The following is an 18,336-nucleotide window of genomic DNA, read 5'->3' on the forward strand; positions in this document are numbered from 1 at the left end:
AAAGAGCAATTTCCCACCACGGGTCCGCTTGCCGGAATCGGCGGGCACCGGGCTGAACGCTTCTACTCCGCGGAACTCGGCATGCAAATTGCGCGCCAGGATTCGAAAGTAGCATAAGACATGAGCTTCACCCCCCTGCCCGAAGAAAACGAACTCGACGACCGCGACAGCCGCTACCTCCGCAAGGCGATCGTGTGGTCGCACCTGGCGCGGCGCGAAGGCAACCGGCCCTTCGGCGCCGTCGTGGTCTCCGCCGCTGGCGAGGTGCTGGCCGAGGCCTACTGCAACACGGCCGAGACCGGAGACGTCACGGGCCATGCCGAGATCAACGCCCTGCGCGCGCTGGGCGAGCGCAGGCTGCCGCGCGACGAACTGGCCGGCGCCACGATCTACGCTTCGGGCGAGCCCTGCGTGATGTGCGCCGGCGCGATCTTCTGGTCCAACATCCGCCGGGTGGTGTACGGCATCGACGCCGAGAGGCTGCGCGTGTTCCGCGGCGACCGCGCCGACCAGCGCGACGTGGCGCTGTCCTGCCGCGACGTGTTCCGCGCCTCGCCGCACGCCATCGAATGCATCGGGCCAGCGCTGATCGACGAAGCCGGCGCGGCGCACGTCGGGGGCTGGGCGGCCTGAGTTCCGCGCAGGGCGCGCCGCCCCCGGGGCGCCCTCACTCCGACCAGCGGCCCACCCAATCCACGATCGCCTGCGTGCTTCGGAACTCATCCACCGAGCGCGCCGGTATCCGCGGATAGTGACGCGTCCACATGTGGGCCAGCGCGTGGCCCGGTCCGATCTCGAGCACGCAGCGCACGCGCCGGGCGACGATGCTCTCCATGCACTCGTCCCAGCGCACGGTGTGATCGATCTGGCCCGCGAGCGCATCCTTGATGGCCGGCACGCTCGTCACCCGGCCGGCGACGTTGCTGAACAAGGCCGCTTGCGGCACTTCGAAGGGCAAGGGTTCCATCCACTGGGCGAAGCCGCGCGCCGCATCGGCCATCCAGGCCGTGTGGGACGCGATCCGCACATTGAGCACGGTGACCCGCGCGCCCTGGCGCTGCGCGGCCTCCGCCGCCGCCGGCAGCACCGCCCGCAGGCCGCCGACCACGACGCTGTCGATGTCGTTGCGGATCGCGATGGCCAGGTTGAAGTCGGTGCACAGGCGCGCCAGCAGCGGCGCTGCGAGGCCACCGATGCCGAGCAGGCCCGTGGGATGGGTCTGGCCGCCCGCATCCATCAGCGCGGCGCGCCGCTGCGCCAGCTTGATCGCGCTGATGTTGTCGTAGACGCCGGCGGCCGCGCACGCGGCAATTTCGCCGATGCTGTAGCCCGCCAGTGCCGCCGGGGTGGGCAGCAGCGGCGCGAGCTGGTTCCATGCGGCCAGGGACAGTCCTGTCAGCAAGGGCTGCGCGACGGCATTGCGGCCGGCCCACTCGCCGTCCGCCAGCCGCCCGCGCCAGTCGGCGCCCAGTACGTGCTCGACGGCGAGCACGGTATCGTCCTGCGCCAGCCAGGGCAGCATCGCGGGATGCTGCATGCCCTGGCCGGAGAAGAGCAACGCCAGACTCATGATTCAAGCCTTCCCGCCGCGCAGAGGCGCCGCAGGAAGCAGGCCGCCGCCAGGGTGTCCGCCGCGCCGCCGGGCGAGAGGCGCCTGGCGACGAAATCGTGGTGGATGGCGCGCGCGGCATCGAGACCGCCAGGGCGCCCCGCCCCGCCCTGCGCGAGGAAACGGCGCGCCTGATGCCGGGCGTGATGCAGGCCCGCCATGCCGCCGCGGTGCGCCAGGTTGCTGTCTTCGAGCACCGCCATGACGGCGAACAACGTGTCGACGCGCGCCCGCTGCGCATCGAGGCCGCGGCGCAGCGCGCCGGCGAGCGCGGGCACTGCCGTTTCGAACAGCGCCGGGAACCCCAGGGCCGCCTCTTGCGAGGCGCTGCGCAGGCCATGGCGACGCGCCGCAATGCCGCCGGGCAAGGTCGAGACACGCCGGCTGCGGGCCCGCAGCGCCGCGCCCCAATGCCCTTGCAGTGTGGCGCGCAGCGCATCGGGCTGCATCGGCTCGCCCTCGTGCCGGGCCGCGCCGGCTGCCGCGCACAGCAGGCCCAGCATGAAGATCGCCCCGCGATGGGTGTTGACGCCGCCGGTGGCCTCGCGCATGCGCGCCTCGGCGGCCACGCCGCAGGCCTCCAGCGCGTCGAAGGACGCACGCGCCTCCCCGAGGGCGGCGATCCGCGCGAAGTAGTGGCGCAGCGAGAACAGGCTGCGCATGAAGGTGTGGGCGTCCATGTCGTCGTGGCTGCCATTGTCGACAAAAGAGACCAATCCGGGCTTGGGCGCCAGCGCGAGTTCGTCGTGAAGCGCCAGCGTCGCGGCGCGGCCGATCTCGTGCGGGGTGAGCGGCGTGTCGGAAACCGCAGGGGCACGCAGGGCGTTCATGCGGCCAGCGCCATGGCGCCCATCCGTTCGGGCACGAAGGGCTGGCTCGCCAGCGCCGCGCCGTTCAAGCGCTTCACCAGCACGCCGTGGGCCTGCCCGGAGCGCCAGGCCAGCCATTCGCGCCAGTGGACCGCGCTGCCGTCGTCGAACACCAGCTCGCCGTCGAGCCGGGGCCGCCGCGCCGCGAAGCCCTGGAGCAGGGACGCCACGGTGTCCGCGTGCGCGGCATCGTCGACCGCGATCCACAGGTCGACGTCGGAGCCCGGACGCAGATAACGCAGGCCGCTCAGCTGCTGCCAGCCATGGCTGCCGTACACGCGCGCCGGCGCGCGGCAGGCCGCCAGCGACGCCGTCAATGCGCGCCATGCCGGCTGCGCATGGCGCGGCAGCAAGGAGCGCACCTGCGCCGCACGCGGGAACTCGCCGAAGCAGACGATCGCGGTGCGCGGCACCTGCAGCGCCAGGCGCCGCCGGCCCCACGCCGTGGGCGCGGGCAAGCCGAGCGCGATGCCGGCCGCATCGCCGGTCGCGGCCTGACGCGTCACGACGAGCGGCAGCCGGTGCGAGGCCCAATGGTCGAGGCAGGCTCGCGCCTCGGCGTCCCATTCGCGCGCCAGCACCTGCGTCCACGCGTCGGCGCAAAGGTGAGCCAGTTGATGTCGGCGCAGCGGGACCACCATGCCCTCCCCCATCAGGCCGCGTCGAGCACGCGCTGCGCCACCGCGGCCGCCAGGCGGCGCCCCCCGCGCGCCGCGCCGTCGAGCGCCCGCCGGTCATCGGTCGGGCTGTCGGCCAGTGCCTGGCGCAGGGCGGCCGACAGGTCATCCCGCCAGAGCGCGCGCACGCCGCCCATCGCCACGTAGTTGCCGACCCCGGGCGCGAAGACCGGATTCGATTCCGACATCGCCGCCAGCAGTTCCTCGGACAGCTTGGTCACCCGCGCCATCGCGGGGATGCGCATCACGCGGATCTCGGCCTCGGGCAGGGCGTAGCAGGCATCGGCGATCAGGCCGGAGGTGATGAAACCGCCCGAAAGCGCCTGGTCGTACACCAGCCCGATGACGCGATGGCCGCGTCGGCGCGCCAGGTCGATGGCGGTGCCCAGGTGCGCCATCGCGCGGTTGATGCCCAGCAGTTCGTCGCGCCGCCGCAGCTGCTGCCCTTGTGTATCGATCAGCAGCAGGATCGGGCGGCCCGGATGCCGCGCCACCGTGTCCAGCACCACGCGTGCCTGCGCCAATGCCATCGCGACGCCGATCGGGGCGTGGTGGGTGGTGCCGACGACGCTGAGCGGTCGGCCGTCCAGCAGCGCCGTGCCGTGCAGGAAATCGCCGTCGATGGCGATGCCGTGGTCGGCGCCGAACAGCTGCGTGGCGAGGGTGTTCCATTCCATGTCGTTTCTCCGGGTCCGGGGTCGAGGTTCAGGCCGCGCGCAGCGCGTGCAGCGCCGCCACGTCCATGTCGGGCACGCGCGCCGCGTCGGGCACGCCCAGGCGCCGCCACACCGCCACGGCATCGTCGCCAGCGGCGCTGGCGGGCGGCAGTTCGCGCAGGCGCGCATCGAGCAGCGCATGCTCGGCCTCCAGCGCATCCAGCGTCACCGGGCGGGCGGCGCCGAGCGCGGCGATGGCGGCGTCGCGAAAGGCGCGCACGTCGTCTTCCACCAGCACGTCGCAGTCGCCGGTGAGCCAGCGGTGCTTGCCGCCGGTGGTGCGCCAGACCAGCGCGCGGTCGCGCGAATCGAATTCCTCCACGCCATGCGAGGCCTCGATCACCTCGGGCCCGGACATCGCCAGCCGGCCGACATCGCTCATCACGATGTGGTCGGCGCAACGCGCCACGATGCCCATGCCGCCGAAGCAGCCGTTGGCCCCGCCGATCAGCACGATGACCGGGATGCCGGCCGCGCGCGCGTCGAGCACGGCGCGCATCACCTCCGACACCGCGATGAGGCCGGCGTTGGCCTCGTGCAGCCGCACGCCGCCCGATTCGGCCAGCAGCAGCACGGCCGCCGGCCGGTCGCGCAGCGCGCGCCGCAGCAGGCCGACCAGCTTGGCGCCATGCACCTCGCCGACGCCGCCGCCCATGAAGGCGCCCTCCTGGGCGGCCGCGAACACGCCGCGGCCGCCCAGCATGGCCCGGCCGATCGCCACGCCGTCGTCGAAGGCGGACGGCACGCCGAGTTGCGCCAGGTGCGGGCTGGTCAGCCGCTCGGCCGGCGGCAGCCATTCGTGGAAACTGCCCGCATCCAGCACCTGGGCCAGGCGCTCGCGCGCCGTGCATTCGGCATAGCTGACGATCATGGCCGTGCTCCCGCGAGCGCCGCCACGGCCTGGTCGAGCCGCAGGCTCACCACCGCGGGCGTGGCGCCCATGTCGTTGATCGAGATGCGCACGCCGCCGAGCGGGTGGCGGGCGTGGAAATCGCCCAGCACGGCCTGCCAGATCGGCTCGAAGCCGCGCGCCGAGGTCTCCACACGCACCGCGCAGGCATTGCCGGCGGCGGCTTCGAGCATCACTTCGAGATTGCCCGAGCCGACCACGCCGACGAGCACCGGCGCGAAGCGGCCCGCGGCCTGCCGGCCGGGAAAGGAAAAGTCGAGGGTCTCGAGCCCTGCTGGAATGCTCATGGTGTTCGGCTCCTACCAGTTTCTGAAACGTTCCGGCGGCTGGTACAGCCCGCCCGAGGCACGCACCAGGTCGCGCATGCTGCGTGCCGCCAGCAGGTTGCGGGTGGCGTCGCGGGGGTCGATGCCCAGATCCTGCGGGCGCCGGATGACGCCGCGGTCGCGCAGGTTCTCCACCGCGCGCCGGTCGCGGGCGAGCCCGATCGCCGTGTAGCCCGCGACGCCGCGGATCGCCTGCTCGCGCTCGGCATCGCTGCGGCACAGCAGCAGGTTGGCGATGCCTTCCTCAGTGAGGATGTGGCTGACGTCGTCGCCGTAGATCATGATCGGCGGCAGTTCCATGCCGGACTGCTCCGCGAGCTGCCAGGCATCGAGCCGGTCGACGAAGGCCGGCTGCATGTGCTCGCGGAAGGTCTCGACCATCTGCACCACCAGCTTCTGCCCGCGCGGCGTGCCGGCGGCGCCGCTCCTGCCGGCGCGCGACTCCTGGCCGGCCTTGAGCCAGGCGGGACTGGCATGACGCCGGCCGCGCGCGTCGGCCCCCATGTTGGGCGCGCCGCCGAAGCCGGAGATGCGGCCCAGTGTCGCGGTGGAGCTGTTGCCGTCGAGGTCGATCTGCAGGGTCGAGCCGATGAAGAGGTCGCAGGCATAGTGGCCCGCCGCCTGGCAGAAGGCGCGGTTGCTGCGCAGCGCGCCGTCGGGCCCGGTGAAGAACACGTCGGAGCGCGCGCGCACGTACGCCTCCATGCCCAGTTCGGAGCCGAAGGAATGCACCGATTCCACCCAGCCCGCCTCGATGGCCGGGATCAGCGCCGGATGCGGATTGAGCGCCCAGTGCTTGCAGATCCTGCCCTTCAGGCCCAGCGACTCGGCGTAGGTGGGCAGCAGCAGCTCGATGGCCGCGGTGTCGAAGCCGATGCCGTGGTTGAGCCGCTGCACGCCGTATTCCGCGTAGATGCCCTTGATCGCCATCATCGCCATCAGCACCTGGATCTCGCTGATCTGCGCCGGGTCGCGCGTGAACAGCGGCTCGATCACATGGGGCCGCGGCGCCTTGACGACGAAGCTCACCCAGTCGGCCGGGATGTCGATGCGCGGCAGGGTCGTCGTGCGGCCGTCCACCAGTTCGTTGACCTGGGCGATCACGATGCCGCCCGAGAAGGCGGTGGCCTCGACGATGGCCGGCGTGTCCTCGGTGTTGGGACCGGTGTAGAGGTTGCCTTCGGCGTCGGCCGCCTGCGCGGCCACCAGTGCCACGCGCGGCGTCAGGTCGACGAAGTAGCGCGCGAACAGCTCCAGGTAGGTGTGGATCGCGCCGATCTCGATGCGCCCGGCCGACACCAGCTTTGCCAGCCGCGCGCCCTGCGGGCCGGAGAAGCTGAAATCCAGCCGGGCGGCGACGCCGTTCTCGAAGATGTCCAGATGCTCCGGCAGCGCCAGCACCGACTGCACCATGTGCAGGCCGTGCACCCGTGCCGGGTCCACCCCCACCAGCGCGCGCGCCAGGAAGTCGGCCTGCTTCTGGTTGTTGCCCTCCAGGCAGACGCGGTCGCCGGGCTCCAGCACGGCTTCGAGCAGACGGCCGATCGCCTCGGCGGCCACCCGCTTGCCGGCAAGTTGGGTGCCCAGGGCCTGCGCCGCGCGCGCCAGGCGCTCGCCACGGTTGTCGCTGCGGGTGTTCCAGTTCATGCGGTCCATGGTTCGTGCCTCAACCCACCAGTGCCCTGGTGGCGAAAAACAGGAGCGAGGGCCCGAGCAGGCAGCCCAGGCCGGTGTGGAAGGTGGCGACCAGCGCGCCGTAGGGCACCAGCTTGCGGTCGGTGGCGGCGAGCCCGGCGGACACGCCGCTCACCGTCCCGGCGAGGCCGCCGAAGACCATCGCCGAGCGCGGCGTCTTCAGCCGCAGGAAGCGCGCCGCGATGGGCGTGCCGACCATCACGATGATGGCCTTGACCAGCCCGGTCGCGATGCTCAGCGCCATCACGTCGGGGCTCGCGCCGATGGCCGCGCCCGTGACCGGGCCGACGATGTAAGTGACCGCGCCGGCGCCGATGGTCGTCATGCTCACGGCATCCGAGTAGCCGAAGCTCCACGCGATCGCCGCGCCGACGATGAAGGGCAGCAGCGTGCCCAGCAGCAGGGAGACGACGCCGACCAGGCCCGCCTTGCGCGCCTCGGTGGCCTGCACCTCGAAGGCGGTGGCGACGATGGCGAAGTCGCGCAGCATGGCCCCGCCCATGAGGCCGATGCCGCCGAACAGCGACATGTCGGCCAGGCCCTTGTGGCCCCCGGTCTGGGTGCCGCCCCAGTAGGCCAGGGCCAGCCCGATCACGATCGCGATGGCGGAGCCGTGGACGCGGCCGAAGGTGAGCCGGCGCGAGATCTGGCCCGACAGCAGGACGATGAAGCCGACCACGGCGAAGGCCGTGACCAGGCCATTCTGAAGGGCGGCTTTTTCGAGGATTTCGAGCATGGTGTCACTCCGCGTCGGCGAGAAGGGGGTTGTCGTGGAGCAGCGGCTCGGCCGCCGCTTCGTCGGGCGCCGGGCGCTCGGCGCGGTTGATCAGGGAGATGACCACGGCGCAGACCGCAACCGCCGCCACGGCCGACAGCAGGGCCACAGGTCCGCCGCGCAGGGCCGAGACCATGTCCTGCTGCGCCGCCATGGCGACCACCACCGGGATGTACATGGCGCCCCAGTACTCGACGCCGAGTTCGGTCAGCTTGGGCAGCATGTTCTTCTTCTGCATGTAGAGGCGCGCGAAGATGAGCAGCAGCATGGCGATGCCGACGCCGCCGACATTGGTCTTCACGCCCAGCGCCTGCCCGAGCAGGTCGCCGATGAAGATGCCCAGCAGATGGCACAAGGCCAGGAGTGCGGTACCGAAAATGATCATGGGTCTGTCTCCGGGTGAGAGCGCACGAAGAGCGCTGCTTCTGGAGACCGATGGTGTCCGGCCTGCCCCTCTCGATCAATCACGGGCCCGCGGCGACGCTTACGCCGCGTGGAACGATCGGGGGTTTACCCTGATCGCCTCCCCAGCGGCGACGCTCAGGCCAACTCGGCCTTGGCGCCGCGGCAGACAGCCAGGAGCGCCAGCAGGTTGGGGTCGCGCTCGCGCGTGCGCAGGAAGCTCAGGCCGATGGTCTGGCGCATCAGGTAGCGGGTTTGCAGCGGTATCAACTGCACCTTGTGCCCGAAGGCATCCCGCACGCGGCCCGGCAGCAGCGTGCAGCCGATGCCACCGCTCACCAGGTTCATCAGCGAGAAGATGTCGCCGGTCTTCATCACCACGTTGGGCGTGAAGCTGGCGACGCGGAAGGCTTCCACGAAGCCGTTGTAGGTGGCGAAGCCCTCGCCCAGGCTGACGAAGCGCTCGTCGGCGCAGGCGCTCAGGTCGATCTCCTGCAGCCCCGCGTAGCGCGAGCCCGCCGGCGCGGCGAAATAGATGTCGTCTTCGAACAGCGGCTCCGATTCGACGTCGCCCGCGGCCTCGGGAATCGCCATCAGCGCCGCGTCGATCGCACCGTCGCGCAGCTTCAGCAGCAGGTCCGCGTTGGAGCCGAGAACCAGTTCGGCGTGCAGTTCGGGCTTGCGCACCTTCAGGCCGATCACGAGCGTCGGCACGGTGCGGATCGTCAGCGAGTAGAGCGAACCGATCCGGATGCGGTCGGCCGAGTAGCCCGCCACCTCGCGCGTGATGCGCACGCCCTCGCTCATGGTGCGCAAGACCTCGCGCGCCACGTCGGCCAATGCGCGCGCCGCCTCGGTGGGATGAAGGTTGCGGCCTTCGAGCCGGAACAGGGCGCAGCGCACGCCGACCTCCAGCGAGTGCAGCGCGCGGTGCACGCTGACGGCGCTGGTGTCGAGCCGCTCGGCCGCGCGCGCGAGATTGCCGGTCTCCATGAAGGCCAGCAGGATCTCCAGCTTGCGGAAAGTGATCTCTTCGTCGACGCGGAACTGCATGGGCTCAGCACGATACACGCATCGCGCGGCTGCTCAACGCAACCGGAGAACCCTGGCACGCAGTACGTGGGCCAAACCGAAAGCCACGCGCAACAGCTCGGTGTGAAGGCGAAAAAGCATGGCCAGCATGCGCCTGTACAAGGGGAACTTGAAAGCCCTGGCCAACCGGTGGTCGCAGATGGTGCTGGCCAGGCCCGTGCTCGACGGGCAGGGCGACGGCGTGACCACGCGCAGCCGGAGCCCATAGAGCCACGCACGCTCCAGCGCGTGGTCATAGGGCAGGCGCATCGGCAGCAGCCGTTCGAGCAGCACCTGCGCGGCACGCCGGTTGAACAGCAGGCTGTTGGCATTCATGTGCCGCGACAACGGAATCGCCAGCGCATGAGGCGGATTCAGGTCCGCAATGCGCACCGGCGTGCCGGAGTGGAAGCTCGACAGCTTGACGATGTCCCACAGATGCTCCACGGCCATCAGGCGCCGCAGCAGCAACGAGAAATCGAAGGGAAAGTCGGCATCGTCCTCCAGCACCAGCGCATGGGCGCAGGGGCCCGCGAGAAACTGGCGCAAGGCTTCGATATGCGGGAAGTAGCAACCTGCCTCGGCCGGGTTGAGGGCCTTTCCGTGGCGGCGTTGATAGCCCTTGATGTCCAGTTCGGCACAGGCCGGGAGGTCCAGCGCATGCCCATCCACCGCGGTCACGCGCCTCCAAGGCAGGCCCGTGCGAGACAGCCGTTGCCGCATCACGGCCAGGCGGTCGGGCGAGCGATCGAGATTGATGACCAGCACCTGCAGCCCGGCGTGAATGTCCATGACGCCGAGGTCCGGAACCTGCGCCTGGCCAGCCCATGCGCCGTGCCCCATTCGTTTGCTCAAGTCCTTGGCGCGCACGCCGATCCCTCCGGTATGTGACCGCGGCGACGCGCCGCAGCTTGCCCGGCACATTGGAATGCTTATATCTTCTTACATCTATTGATTGGAACAATTCAATAGATTTGGCTTATCTAACGAGAGGGCCCCTGGGCGAGCCGCGAGGCAAGTTCCGAGCGGCCGTGGCCCGTGGCCGGGGCCAGGCGCTTCCTCCCGGAGCTCGCGCTATTCGCGCGTCGCCTCCACCAGGAAGCTGACCAAGGCGTGCGCCCGCGCGCTTCGTCCCTTGCGATTCGGTACCAGCACAACGATCGGCGCGGTGCCGAATGCCCAGTCCGCCATCACTCGCTCCAGGCGCCCCGCAGCCACCGCTTCCGCGGCATCCCATTGCGAGCGCAGCACGATACCCATGCCGTCCTCGGCCCATTGCCGCGCCACGCCGCCGTCGTTGGTGACGAAGGCCGGGTTGATTCGCAGCGTCTCGCTCTTGCGGGTGCTGCTGCCCGCGGGGCGCATGTGCCACAGCGTCACATCCTCATCGTTCTCGCGAATGCAGATGCAGGCGTGGTAAGCCAGGTCCGCCGGGCCGCGCGGCGTGCCGTGCTCGCGCAGGTAGCCGGGGCTGGCGCACAACCATCGGTCGTTGGCCGCGAGGGTGTGGCCCACCCAGGACGAATCGCGCACCGAACCCACGTGCACCACGGCGTCGGAGTTGTGCCGGTCGGGCCAGGGCGTTTCGCGCAAGTCGAGTTGCAGCTGAAGGGCCGGATGAAGGCGCGAGAAACGCGACAGCAGCGGCGCGACATGGGTGCGCCCGTAGCCGAAGGGCGCCGCGACCCGCAGGGTGCCGGTCAAGCGCCGGTCGTCGCGCTGGAGCGATTCGCGCAGGCTGTCGATCTTCAGCAGAAGTTCATGGGCCTCGCGGCCGAAGCGCTCCCCCTCGGATGTCAGCTGCAGCTTGCGCGCGGTGCGGTTGGCCAGCATCAGGCCGAGCGCCGCCTCGAGCTTGCGCAGTCGCATCGACAGGGCGGGAGGCGTGACGCCCAGCGAACGCGCCGCGGCGCTGAGCGAGCTTTCGCGCAACAGCGCGGCGGCCAGGCGGAGATCTTCTATCTGCATCATTCACGCCAGCTTAACCATTGATGACCCAAGAGTGAAGCACGGAGCAGGTCCGTCACGCCTAAAGTCGACGCCATGCAAAACACCTCGACTCCCATCGTCACGGCCGACCGCTACCCCCGCGCCGTGCTGTTCGACCTTCTCACCGCGCTGCTCGACTCCTGGACCCTCTGGAGCGCCGCCGCCGGCTCGGAGCAGCTGGGGCGCACCTGGCGCGCCGAATACCTGCGGCTGACCTATGGCTGCGGCGCCTACCTGCCCTACGAGGACCTGGTGCGCCAGGCCGCCGCCACCGTCGGGCTGCCCGCCGCCGCGCCGCAGGCACTGGACGACCACTGGGACGAGTTGCCCGCCTGGAGCGGCGCGGCCGAACTTCTGCACGCGCTGAAACCGCATTGCAAGCTGGCCGTGGTGACCAACTGCTCGCGGCGCCTGGGCGAACGCGCCGCTGCGCGGCTGGGCGTCGACTGGGACGGGGTCGTCACCTCCGAGGAGGCGGGTTTCTACAAGCCCGATCCCAGGCCGTACCGCCTGGCTCTGGGACGCCTGGGCGTACAGGCGCAAGACGCGGCCTTCGTGGCTGGGTCGGGCTATGACCTGTTCGGCACCGCGAGCGTCGGCCTGCGAACCTATTGGCACAACCGCGTCGGTCTCACCCGCCCGCCAGGCGCGCCGGCGGCGGAAGTCGAATCGCCCACGCTGGACGACGCGCTGCCATGGCTGCGTCGCTTCCAGGCCGCCGCTTCCTGACCACTGTCACCGAACCAGGACTTCTTCATGAAACGCTTCATTCGCCTGATCGCCGGCCTTGCCGCGCTGTGCACCTGCATGCTGACCACGCCGGGCGCCATCGCCCAGGCCGCTTTCCCGACCCGCCCGGTCACGCTGATCGTGCCCTTCCCCGCCGGCGGACCCAGCGACGCGCTGGCCCGCGCCGTCTCGCAGAAGATGGCCGAAAACCTGGGCCGGCCCATCGTCATCGAGAACCTCGCCGGCGCCAACGGCGTCATCGGCCTGACCAAGGCCATCAAGGCCGGCGCCGACGGATACACCATCGCCTTCGGGGGCATCGGTACGCACGTCGCCAACGTCGCGCTTTACAAGAAACTGCCCTACGACCCCGTCGCCGATTTCGCCCCCATCGGCCCCGCGGGGGCTGCCCCCATGCTTCTGCTGGCGCGCGCCGACCTGCCGGCCGGCAACCTGCGCGAATTCGCCGCATGGCTGGCGAAGAACAGGGACAAGGCCTCCTACGCCAGCGCCGGCGTCGGCTCCATCTCCCATTACGGCTGCGTGCTGTTGCTGTCCTCCATCGGGCAGAACGCCACCCACGTGCCCTACAAGGGCGTGGCGCCGGCGGTCAACGACCTGATGGGCGGCCAGACCGACTTCATGTGCGATCAGACCACCACCGCCCTGCCCCAGATCGCAGGCGGGCGCATCAAGGCCGTCGCGGTGCTGTCAGGGACGCGTCTCGTGCAACTGCCCCGCACCGGCACGGCGACCGAAGCCGGCTATCCGCTGGACGTGCGCTCATGGAACGCCTTCTTCGCACCGCGCGGAACGCCCCAGCCCGTGCTGGCGAGGCTGACCGGCGCCTTGCAGCACGCGGTCGCCGATCCCGCGCTACGCAAGCAGATGGAAGGCCTCGGCGTGGAACTGCCCGCGGCCGCCGATGCAACGCCCGCCGCCGTCACCGCGCTCATCATGCGCGGCATCCGCGACGACGTGCCGACCCTCAAGGCCAAAGGCGAATACCTCGACTGAATCGAACGAACACCATGGAGAACACCCTCGCCACTCTCGATACCCCCGCCGCCATCGTTTCGCTCTCCCGGATGCAGCGCAACATCGCCCGCATGCAACAGCGCGCCGACGCCTTGGGCGTGCGCCTGCGCCCGCACGTCAAGACCAGCAAGTGCGGCGATGTGGTCGCCGCTCAGCGCGCCGCGGGCGCGGCGGGCATCACGGTTTCCACGCTGAAGGAGGCCGAGCAGTTCTTCGGCCAGGGCGTGACCGACATCCTCTACGCCGTCGGCATGGCGCCGCACCGGCTGGCCCATGCGCTGGACCTGCGCCGGCGCGGCTGCGCACTGCAGATCCTGACCGACAGCGTCGAGGGTGCGCATGCCATCGCCCACTACGGTCGCGGACACGGGCACGCCTTCGAGGTGCTCATCGAGATCGATACCGACGGCCACCGCTCCGGTATCCAGCCCGCGGAAGATGTCCTGCTCGACGTGGGCCGCGTGCTGCACGAAGGCGGCATGCGCCTGGCCGGCGTGCTGACGCATGCGGGGTCCAGCTACGAATTGGACAACCCCCAGGCCATCGCGGCCCTCGCCGAGCAGGAGCGCGCCGGCTGTGTGCTGGCCGCGGAGCGCCTGCGCGCCGCCGGCCTGCCGTGCCCCGTCGTCTCCGTGGGCTCCACCCCGACCGCCCTGGCAGCCGCAACGCTGGAGGGCGTGACGGAACTGCGCGCGGGCGTGTACGTGTTCTTCGACCTGGTGATGCGCAACGTGGGCGTCTGCAGCGCCGAGGACATCGCGCTGAGCGTGCTCACCACCGTCATCGGGCACCAGGCCGACAAGGGCTGGGCCATCGTCGACGCCGGGTGGATGGCCATGAGCCGCGACCGGGGCACCGCCAAGCAGCAGCGCGACTACGGCTATGGCCAGGTGTGCACCGTGGATGGGGTGCCGATAGAGGGCTATCTGCTGTCGGCGGCCAACCAGGAGCACGGCATCCTGTCGCGCGAAGGCACCGCGGACACCGGCATCGTTGCGCGTTTTCCGACAGGTACCCGGCTGCGCATCCTGCCCAACCATGCCTGTGCCACTGGCGCGCAGTTTCCGGAATATCACGCGCTCCTGGGCGACGGCTCGTTGCAGACATGGACCCGTTTCCATGGATGGTGATGACATGGTCCGGCCCGGCAAGGCGGCCAGCCCCATCCATCTCGCAGTGCCCGCCCTTGCCACGCCGGGCGGCCACTACAGCCATGCGAGCCTGGCGGGCGGGCTCGTATTCATCTCGGGCCAGTTGCCCATCACGCCGGGCGGTGAGCGTCTGGTCGATGCGGCCTTCGAGGTCCAGGCAGCCCAGGTGCTGGCGAATCTGCGCGCCGCCCTGCTGGCGTCGGGTTCGGACGTCGACCGCCTGGTACAGGTTCGTGTCTACCTGGACGACATCGCCCAATGGCCACTGTTCGACAGAATTTACGGCGAGTGGGCCGGGGCCTCGCGGCCAGCGCGAGCGGTCGTGCCGACAGGGCCGCTCCACTTTGGATTCAAGGTGGAGGTGGAGGCGACCGCCGTTCAGTGAGGCGGCACGCCGACATGGCGGATGCACCTTCCGACGACCTCCTACACTCCTGCCCATGCCCTGGCACGCCCGCCTCGAACTCGACTACCAGCTTGAATCCCGGCGCAGCGTCGCCCGCTTCCGCCACGACGGCCCGCTGCGCGTGCTGCAGAGCCTCTATCCCGAAGGCGACGTGGTATGCCACAACGTGCTGGTGCATCCGCCCGGCGGCCTGGTCGGCGGCGACACGCTGGACATCCGCGTGCGCGCCGCTGCCGGCAGCCATGGGCTCATCACCACCCCGGGCGCGTCGCGCTTCTACCGCTCGGATGGCGAGCTGGCGCTGCAGCGCTCGGTGCTGACGCTCGACGCCGGCGCGCGGCTCGAATGGCTGCCGCTCGAGGCGATCTGCTACAGCGGCTGCCGTGCCGAGAACCGGCTGAGCCTGTGCGTCGCCGACGGCGCCGAACTGATCGGCTGGGACGTGAGCGCACTGGGCCTGCCGAACGCTGGCAAGCCCTTCGACAGCGGCAGCCTGCTGCAGCACATCGAGGCGCCAGGGGTATGGCTGGAACGCGGGCGCATCGACGCCGCCGACCGGCGCCTGCTCGAAAGCCCGATCGGCCTGGCGGGGCAGCGGTGCCTGGCCTCGATCTTCTTCGTCGCCGGCACGCCGATCGCGCGCGCGCGGCGCGATGCGGCGCTCGACGCCGCGCGCGCGCTGATCGACGCCCACGCGCTGCGCGAGAGCGCCGGCGCCACCAGCCCGCACGCCGAGATCATCGTGCTGCGCGCGCTCGCACCGGTGGTCGAGCCGGCCATGCACCTGCTGCGGCAGGTGTGGAAGGCGTGGCGCGCCGAGCTGTGGGGCATGAACAGCGCCGCGCCGCGAATCTGGGCCATGTAGGGCGCGGGACAGGCGCTCGTCCGACGACGTGGGGCGGCGATCCTGCCTAGACTGCCTTCCCATGCAGAGACGAAGTTTCCTCGGCGCCCTGGGCGCGCTGGCGACGGCAGGCTGTGCCCGGACGCCGACCCATGCGGCCGCGCGGGCCGCCGGCCCGCAGGCCCTCGGTCAGGCCGCGAAGTTCGACTACGCCTGGCTCAAGGAGGCGGCGCGCGATCTTGCCAATGCGCCCTACAAGGCCCACGGCCGTGCCTTGCCGCTCGAAGTGGCGGCACTCGACTGGGACCGTTACCAGGCCATCCAGTTCAAGCCCGAGCACGCGCTCTGGGCCGACCAGGACATGCGCTTCCAGATCCGGCTGTTCCACCTGGGCCTGTTCTTCAAGCGCCCGGTGCGCATGTTCGACGTGGCCGATGGCCGGGCCCGGGAGCTGGCCTACGACCCGCGGATGTTCAACTACGGCAAGAGCGGACTCGACGGCGCGAAGCAGCCGAAGGACCTTGGCTTCGCGGGCTTCCGCGTCAACGTGGCGCCCGGCTTCAAGAGCGACGTCGCGGCCTTCCTGGGCGCGAGCTATTTCCGCGCCGTCGGGGCACAGGGCCAGTACGGCCTGTCGGCGCGCGGCCTGGCGGTGGACACGGCGCTGCCGCGCGACGAGGAGTTCCCGGACTTCACCGACTTCTATTTCGAGAGACCGGCGCCCGGCTCGAACACGCTGGTCGTCTACGCGATGCTCGATTCGCCCAGCATCGCCGGCGCCTACCGTTTCGCCATCACGCCCGGCGAGCCGCTGCTGATGGACATCGACGCGGCGCTCTACCCGCGCAAGGAGATCGAGCGCCTGGGCATCGCCCCCTGCACGAGCATGTTCCAGACCGGCGAGAACGACCGGCGCGTGGCCGACGACTGGCGCCCCGAGATCCATGACTCCGACGGCCTGTCGATGCAGACCGGCGCCGGCGAATGGATCTGGCGCCCGCTGTCGAACCCCGCCGCGCTGAGTTTCAACGCCTTCAGCGACAAGGATCCCAAGGGCTTCGGCCTGCTGCAGCGCGACCGCAACTTCGACCACTACCAGGACGACGGCGTGTTCTACGACCGGCGGCCTTCGCTGTGGGTCGAGCCCAAGAGCGGCTGGGGCGAGGGCACGGTGCAACTGGTCGAGATACCGACGGCGAACGAGACCTTCGACAACATCGTTGCCTTCTGGAATCCGGCGAGGAAGCCGCGGCGCGGCGAGGAGCTTCTGTACGGCTACCGGCTCTACTGGGGCACGGATGCACCGGTTCGCCCGGCACTCGCCACCTGCGTCGCCACCCGCACGGGCGTGGGCGGCGTGATCGGGCAGAAGCGCGCGCACTGGTCGTACCGCTTCGCGATCGACTTCGCCGGCGGGCCGCTGAGCGGGCTCGACGTGCTCAACGCCAAGATCGAACCGGTCATCACGGTTTCCACCGGCGAGGTCGAGATCGTTTCGGCCCGGCCGCTGGATGCCGTCAAGGGCGTGCGTGCGATGTTCGACATCGTGCCCGGCGACTTCGTCGGGCCGATCACCTTGCGCATGCACCTCAAGGGCACGGTCTCCGGCAGCGAGCGCGCCCTCAGCGAGACCTGGCTCTATGAATGGATGCCGCCGCCGCTGGCCGAGCGCACGCTCGCATGAGCCTGACGCGCAGCGACATCCCCGCACGCCTGGATCGCCTGCCCTGGTCGCGCTGGCACTGGCGCGTGGTCATCGCGCTCGGCGTGGCATGGGTGCTCGACGGTCTGGAGGTGACGCTGGTCGGCTCGGTCGGCAGCGTGCTGGAGCGCAGCGACACCTTGGGCCTGAGCGCCGGGCAGGTCGGCTGGACGGGCTCGCTCTACATCGGCGGCGCGGTGGTCGGCGCGCTGGTGTTCGGCCGGCTCGCCGACCGGCTCGGCCGCAAGAAGCTCTTCCTCGTCACGCTGGCGGTCTACGCGGCCGCGACGCTGGCCACGGCCTTCTCGCCGAACTTCGCCCTCTTCGCGCTGTGCCGCTTCGTCACGGGCCTGGGCATCGGCGGCGAGTACGCGGCCATCAACTCGGCCATCGACGAGCTGGTCCCGGCGCGCATGCGCGGCCGGGTGAACCTGGCGATCAACGGCAGCTTCTGGATCGGCGCGGCCCTGGGGGCGGGGCTGAGCCTGGTGCTGCTGGACCCGCGCGTGCTGGGGCCGGTATGGGGCTGGCGCGCCGGCTTCGGGCTCGGCGCCCTGCTGGCCGTCGCCATCCTGCTGGTGCGGCGGGACGTGCCCGAGAGCCCGCGCTGGCTGCTGTCGCACGGCCGCGCGCAGGAGGCCGAGCGCATCGTCGCATCGATCGAGGCGCAGGCGGGCGAGCGCCATGGCGCGCTGCGGCCCGCGATCGGCAGCACGGCCTGCGGCGAACGCGCGAGCCCCGACTGGCGCGAAGTCGCGCACGTGCTGCTGCGGCGCTATCCGCAGCGCAGCATGGTCGCCCTGGCCCTGATGGTCTCCCAGGCCTTCTTCTACAACGCGATCTTCTTCACCTACGCGCTGGTGCTCACGCGCTTCCATGGCGTGCCCGAAGGCCGGGTGGCGCTCTACATCTTTCCGTTCGCGCTCGGCAACGTGCTGGGGCCGCTGCTGCTCGGGCCGCTGTTCGACCATGTGGGGCGGCGCCGGATGATCGCGCTGACTTACGTGCTGTCCGGTGTCGGCCTGGCGCTGACGGGCTGGGCCTTCATGGAAGGCTGGCTGGACGCGCGCAGCCAGGCCCTGTGCTGGTCGGCGGTGTTCTTTCTCGCCTCTGCGGCGGCCAGTTCGGCCTACCTCACGGTGAGCGAGGTGTTCCCGCTGGAAATACGCGCCGTCGCCATCTCGATCTTCTACGCGGTGGGGACGGGCGCCGGCGGCTTCGCCGCGCCGCTGCTGTTCGGCGCGCTGATCGAGACGGGCAGCCGGGGGGCGGTCGCCGTCGGCTATGCGATCGGCGCCGGACTGGTGATCGTGGCCGGTCTTCTGGCGCTGCGCTATGCGGTGAATGCGGAGCGCAAGCCGCTGGAAGAAGTGGCGCCGCCTGGCATCCGAGGCTGAAAGCGGCGCGCGTCGCCCGGCTGCGGGGGC

Annotated in this window: 20 protein-coding genes; 8 read left to right on the plus strand and 12 right to left on the minus strand. The window is 70.7% G+C overall.

What is annotated here, in order from left to right; translation table 11 throughout:
* Positions 1-120: 120 nt before the first annotated feature.
* The gene (locus tag AC1DNF_RS02230; RefSeq protein WP_478146906.1) at positions 121-633 is read left to right on the plus strand and encodes a nucleoside deaminase; all 513 of its coding nucleotides are present in this window, start codon (positions 121-123) and stop codon (positions 631-633) included.
* A gap of 34 nt (positions 634-667) precedes the next feature.
* On the opposite strand, the gene AC1DNF_RS02235 is transcribed toward AC1DNF_RS02230, so the two are convergent.
* The 12 genes from AC1DNF_RS02235 to AC1DNF_RS02290 form a co-directional block, all read right to left on the minus strand.
* The gene (locus AC1DNF_RS02235) at positions 668-1,570 is read right to left on the minus strand and encodes an acyltransferase domain-containing protein (protein ID WP_478146907.1); all 903 of its coding nucleotides are present in this window, start codon (positions 1,568-1,570) and stop codon (positions 668-670) included.
* Complete coding sequence (mdcB, locus tag AC1DNF_RS02240) at positions 1,567-2,439, minus strand: triphosphoribosyl-dephospho-CoA synthase MdcB (RefSeq protein ID WP_478146908.1); 873 nt, start codon at positions 2,437-2,439, stop codon at positions 1,567-1,569. The genes AC1DNF_RS02235 and mdcB overlap by 4 nt, the downstream gene beginning before the upstream one ends.
* The gene (mdcG, locus tag AC1DNF_RS02245) at positions 2,436-3,119 is read right to left on the minus strand and encodes a malonate decarboxylase holo-[acyl-carrier-protein] synthase (RefSeq protein ID WP_478146909.1); all 684 of its coding nucleotides are present in this window, start codon (positions 3,117-3,119) and stop codon (positions 2,436-2,438) included. The genes mdcB and mdcG overlap by 4 nt, the downstream gene beginning before the upstream one ends.
* An 11-nt stretch (positions 3,120-3,130) precedes the next feature.
* Positions 3,131-3,832, minus strand: a complete 702-nt coding sequence (locus AC1DNF_RS02250; protein WP_478146910.1) for a biotin-independent malonate decarboxylase subunit gamma — start codon at positions 3,830-3,832, stop codon at positions 3,131-3,133.
* Between the two features lie 28 nt (positions 3,833-3,860).
* Positions 3,861-4,739 carry a biotin-independent malonate decarboxylase subunit beta gene (locus tag AC1DNF_RS02255; RefSeq protein WP_478147026.1) on the minus strand — a complete coding sequence of 293 codons (879 nt, stop codon included), beginning with the start codon at positions 4,737-4,739 and terminating at the stop codon, positions 3,861-3,863.
* Positions 4,739-5,068 (minus strand): malonate decarboxylase acyl carrier protein, encoded by a 330-nt coding sequence (gene mdcC / locus AC1DNF_RS02260; protein WP_478146911.1) that lies wholly within the window; start codon positions 5,066-5,068, stop codon positions 4,739-4,741. The genes AC1DNF_RS02255 and mdcC overlap by 1 nt, the downstream gene beginning before the upstream one ends.
* Positions 5,069-5,080: 12 nt before the next feature.
* On the minus strand, positions 5,081-6,763 hold the full coding sequence (gene mdcA, locus AC1DNF_RS02265) for a malonate decarboxylase subunit alpha (protein ID WP_478146912.1): 1,683 nt from the start codon (positions 6,761-6,763) through the stop codon (positions 5,081-5,083).
* 10 nt (positions 6,764-6,773) lie between these two features.
* The gene (gene madM / locus AC1DNF_RS02270) at positions 6,774-7,538 is read right to left on the minus strand and encodes a malonate transporter subunit MadM (protein WP_478146913.1); all 765 of its coding nucleotides are present in this window, start codon (positions 7,536-7,538) and stop codon (positions 6,774-6,776) included.
* Positions 7,539-7,542: 4 nt separating this feature from the next.
* The gene (gene madL, locus AC1DNF_RS02275) at positions 7,543-7,962 is read right to left on the minus strand and encodes a malonate transporter subunit MadL (RefSeq protein ID WP_478146914.1); all 420 of its coding nucleotides are present in this window, start codon (positions 7,960-7,962) and stop codon (positions 7,543-7,545) included.
* Positions 7,963-8,117: 155 nt separating this feature from the next.
* Positions 8,118-9,032: a LysR family transcriptional regulator gene (locus AC1DNF_RS02280; protein WP_478146915.1), complete on the minus strand. Its 915-nt coding sequence runs from the start codon at positions 9,030-9,032 to the stop codon at positions 8,118-8,120.
* Between the two features lie 33 nt (positions 9,033-9,065).
* Positions 9,066-9,920: a glycosyltransferase family 25 protein gene (locus tag AC1DNF_RS02285; protein ID WP_478146916.1), complete on the minus strand. Its 855-nt coding sequence runs from the start codon at positions 9,918-9,920 to the stop codon at positions 9,066-9,068.
* Between the two features lie 204 nt (positions 9,921-10,124).
* Positions 10,125-11,021 (minus strand): LysR family transcriptional regulator, encoded by an 897-nt coding sequence (locus AC1DNF_RS02290; RefSeq protein WP_478146917.1) that lies wholly within the window; start codon positions 11,019-11,021, stop codon positions 10,125-10,127.
* Positions 11,022-11,093: 72 nt separating this feature from the next.
* On the opposite strand from AC1DNF_RS02290, the gene AC1DNF_RS02295 reads away from it, so the two are divergent.
* The 7 genes from AC1DNF_RS02295 (at position 11,094) to AC1DNF_RS02325 (ending at position 18,306) form a co-directional block, all read left to right on the plus strand.
* Complete coding sequence (locus tag AC1DNF_RS02295; protein WP_478146918.1) at positions 11,094-11,768, plus strand: HAD family hydrolase; 675 nt, start codon at positions 11,094-11,096, stop codon at positions 11,766-11,768.
* Between the two features lie 27 nt (positions 11,769-11,795).
* On the plus strand, positions 11,796-12,785 hold the full coding sequence (locus tag AC1DNF_RS02300) for a tripartite tricarboxylate transporter substrate-binding protein (protein ID WP_478146919.1): 990 nt from the start codon (positions 11,796-11,798) through the stop codon (positions 12,783-12,785).
* A gap of 14 nt (positions 12,786-12,799) precedes the next feature.
* Positions 12,800-13,936: a DSD1 family PLP-dependent enzyme gene (locus AC1DNF_RS02305; RefSeq protein ID WP_478146920.1), complete on the plus strand. Its 1,137-nt coding sequence runs from the start codon at positions 12,800-12,802 to the stop codon at positions 13,934-13,936.
* On the plus strand, positions 13,926-14,342 hold the full coding sequence (locus tag AC1DNF_RS02310) for a RidA family protein (RefSeq protein ID WP_478146921.1): 417 nt from the start codon (positions 13,926-13,928) through the stop codon (positions 14,340-14,342). Before AC1DNF_RS02305 ends, AC1DNF_RS02310 begins: the two co-directional genes overlap by 11 nt.
* 55 nt (positions 14,343-14,397) lie before the next feature.
* Positions 14,398-15,228, plus strand: coding sequence for an urease accessory protein UreD (locus tag AC1DNF_RS02315; RefSeq protein WP_478146922.1), 831 nt, complete (start codon positions 14,398-14,400; stop codon positions 15,226-15,228).
* A gap of 61 nt (positions 15,229-15,289) precedes the next feature.
* Complete coding sequence (locus AC1DNF_RS02320; protein WP_478146923.1) at positions 15,290-16,891, plus strand: OpgD/OpgG family glucan biosynthesis protein; 1,602 nt, start codon at positions 15,290-15,292, stop codon at positions 16,889-16,891.
* Positions 16,888-18,306, plus strand: a complete 1,419-nt coding sequence (locus AC1DNF_RS02325; protein ID WP_478146924.1) for an MFS transporter — start codon at positions 16,888-16,890, stop codon at positions 18,304-18,306. The genes AC1DNF_RS02320 and AC1DNF_RS02325 overlap by 4 nt, the downstream gene beginning before the upstream one ends.
* Positions 18,307-18,336: the final 30 nt, after the last annotated feature.

Source organism: Variovorax sp. 01T432, assembly GCF_056398605.1.

Coding starts and splice junctions, on each gene's coding strand:
- AC1DNF_RS02230 (WP_478146906.1), top strand. CDS start 121: ATGAGCTTCACCCCCCTGCCCGAAGAAAACGAACTCGACGACCGCGAC.
- AC1DNF_RS02235 (WP_478146907.1), bottom strand. CDS start 1,570: ATGAGTCTGGCGTTGCTCTTCTCCGGCCAGGGCATGCAGCATCCCGCG.
- mdcB (WP_478146908.1), bottom strand. CDS start 2,439: ATGAACGCCCTGCGTGCCCCTGCGGTTTCCGACACGCCGCTCACCCCG.
- mdcG (WP_478146909.1), bottom strand. CDS start 3,119: ATGGTGGTCCCGCTGCGCCGACATCAACTGGCTCACCTTTGCGCCGAC.
- AC1DNF_RS02250 (WP_478146910.1), bottom strand. CDS start 3,832: ATGGAATGGAACACCCTCGCCACGCAGCTGTTCGGCGCCGACCACGGC.
- mdcC (WP_478146911.1), bottom strand. CDS start 5,068: ATGAGCATTCCAGCAGGGCTCGAGACCCTCGACTTTTCCTTTCCCGGC.
- mdcA (WP_478146912.1), bottom strand. CDS start 6,763: ATGGACCGCATGAACTGGAACACCCGCAGCGACAACCGTGGCGAGCGC.
- madM (WP_478146913.1), bottom strand. CDS start 7,538: ATGCTCGAAATCCTCGAAAAAGCCGCCCTTCAGAATGGCCTGGTCACG.
- madL (WP_478146914.1), bottom strand. CDS start 7,962: ATGATCATTTTCGGTACCGCACTCCTGGCCTTGTGCCATCTGCTGGGC.
- AC1DNF_RS02280 (WP_478146915.1), bottom strand. CDS start 9,032: ATGCAGTTCCGCGTCGACGAAGAGATCACTTTCCGCAAGCTGGAGATC.
- AC1DNF_RS02290 (WP_478146917.1), bottom strand. CDS start 11,021: ATGATGCAGATAGAAGATCTCCGCCTGGCCGCCGCGCTGTTGCGCGAA.
- AC1DNF_RS02295 (WP_478146918.1), top strand. CDS start 11,094: ATGCAAAACACCTCGACTCCCATCGTCACGGCCGACCGCTACCCCCGC.
- AC1DNF_RS02300 (WP_478146919.1), top strand. CDS start 11,796: ATGAAACGCTTCATTCGCCTGATCGCCGGCCTTGCCGCGCTGTGCACC.
- AC1DNF_RS02305 (WP_478146920.1), top strand. CDS start 12,800: ATGGAGAACACCCTCGCCACTCTCGATACCCCCGCCGCCATCGTTTCG.
- AC1DNF_RS02310 (WP_478146921.1), top strand. CDS start 13,926: ATGGATGGTGATGACATGGTCCGGCCCGGCAAGGCGGCCAGCCCCATC.
- AC1DNF_RS02315 (WP_478146922.1), top strand. CDS start 14,398: ATGCCCTGGCACGCCCGCCTCGAACTCGACTACCAGCTTGAATCCCGG.
- AC1DNF_RS02320 (WP_478146923.1), top strand. CDS start 15,290: ATGCAGAGACGAAGTTTCCTCGGCGCCCTGGGCGCGCTGGCGACGGCA.
- AC1DNF_RS02325 (WP_478146924.1), top strand. CDS start 16,888: ATGAGCCTGACGCGCAGCGACATCCCCGCACGCCTGGATCGCCTGCCC.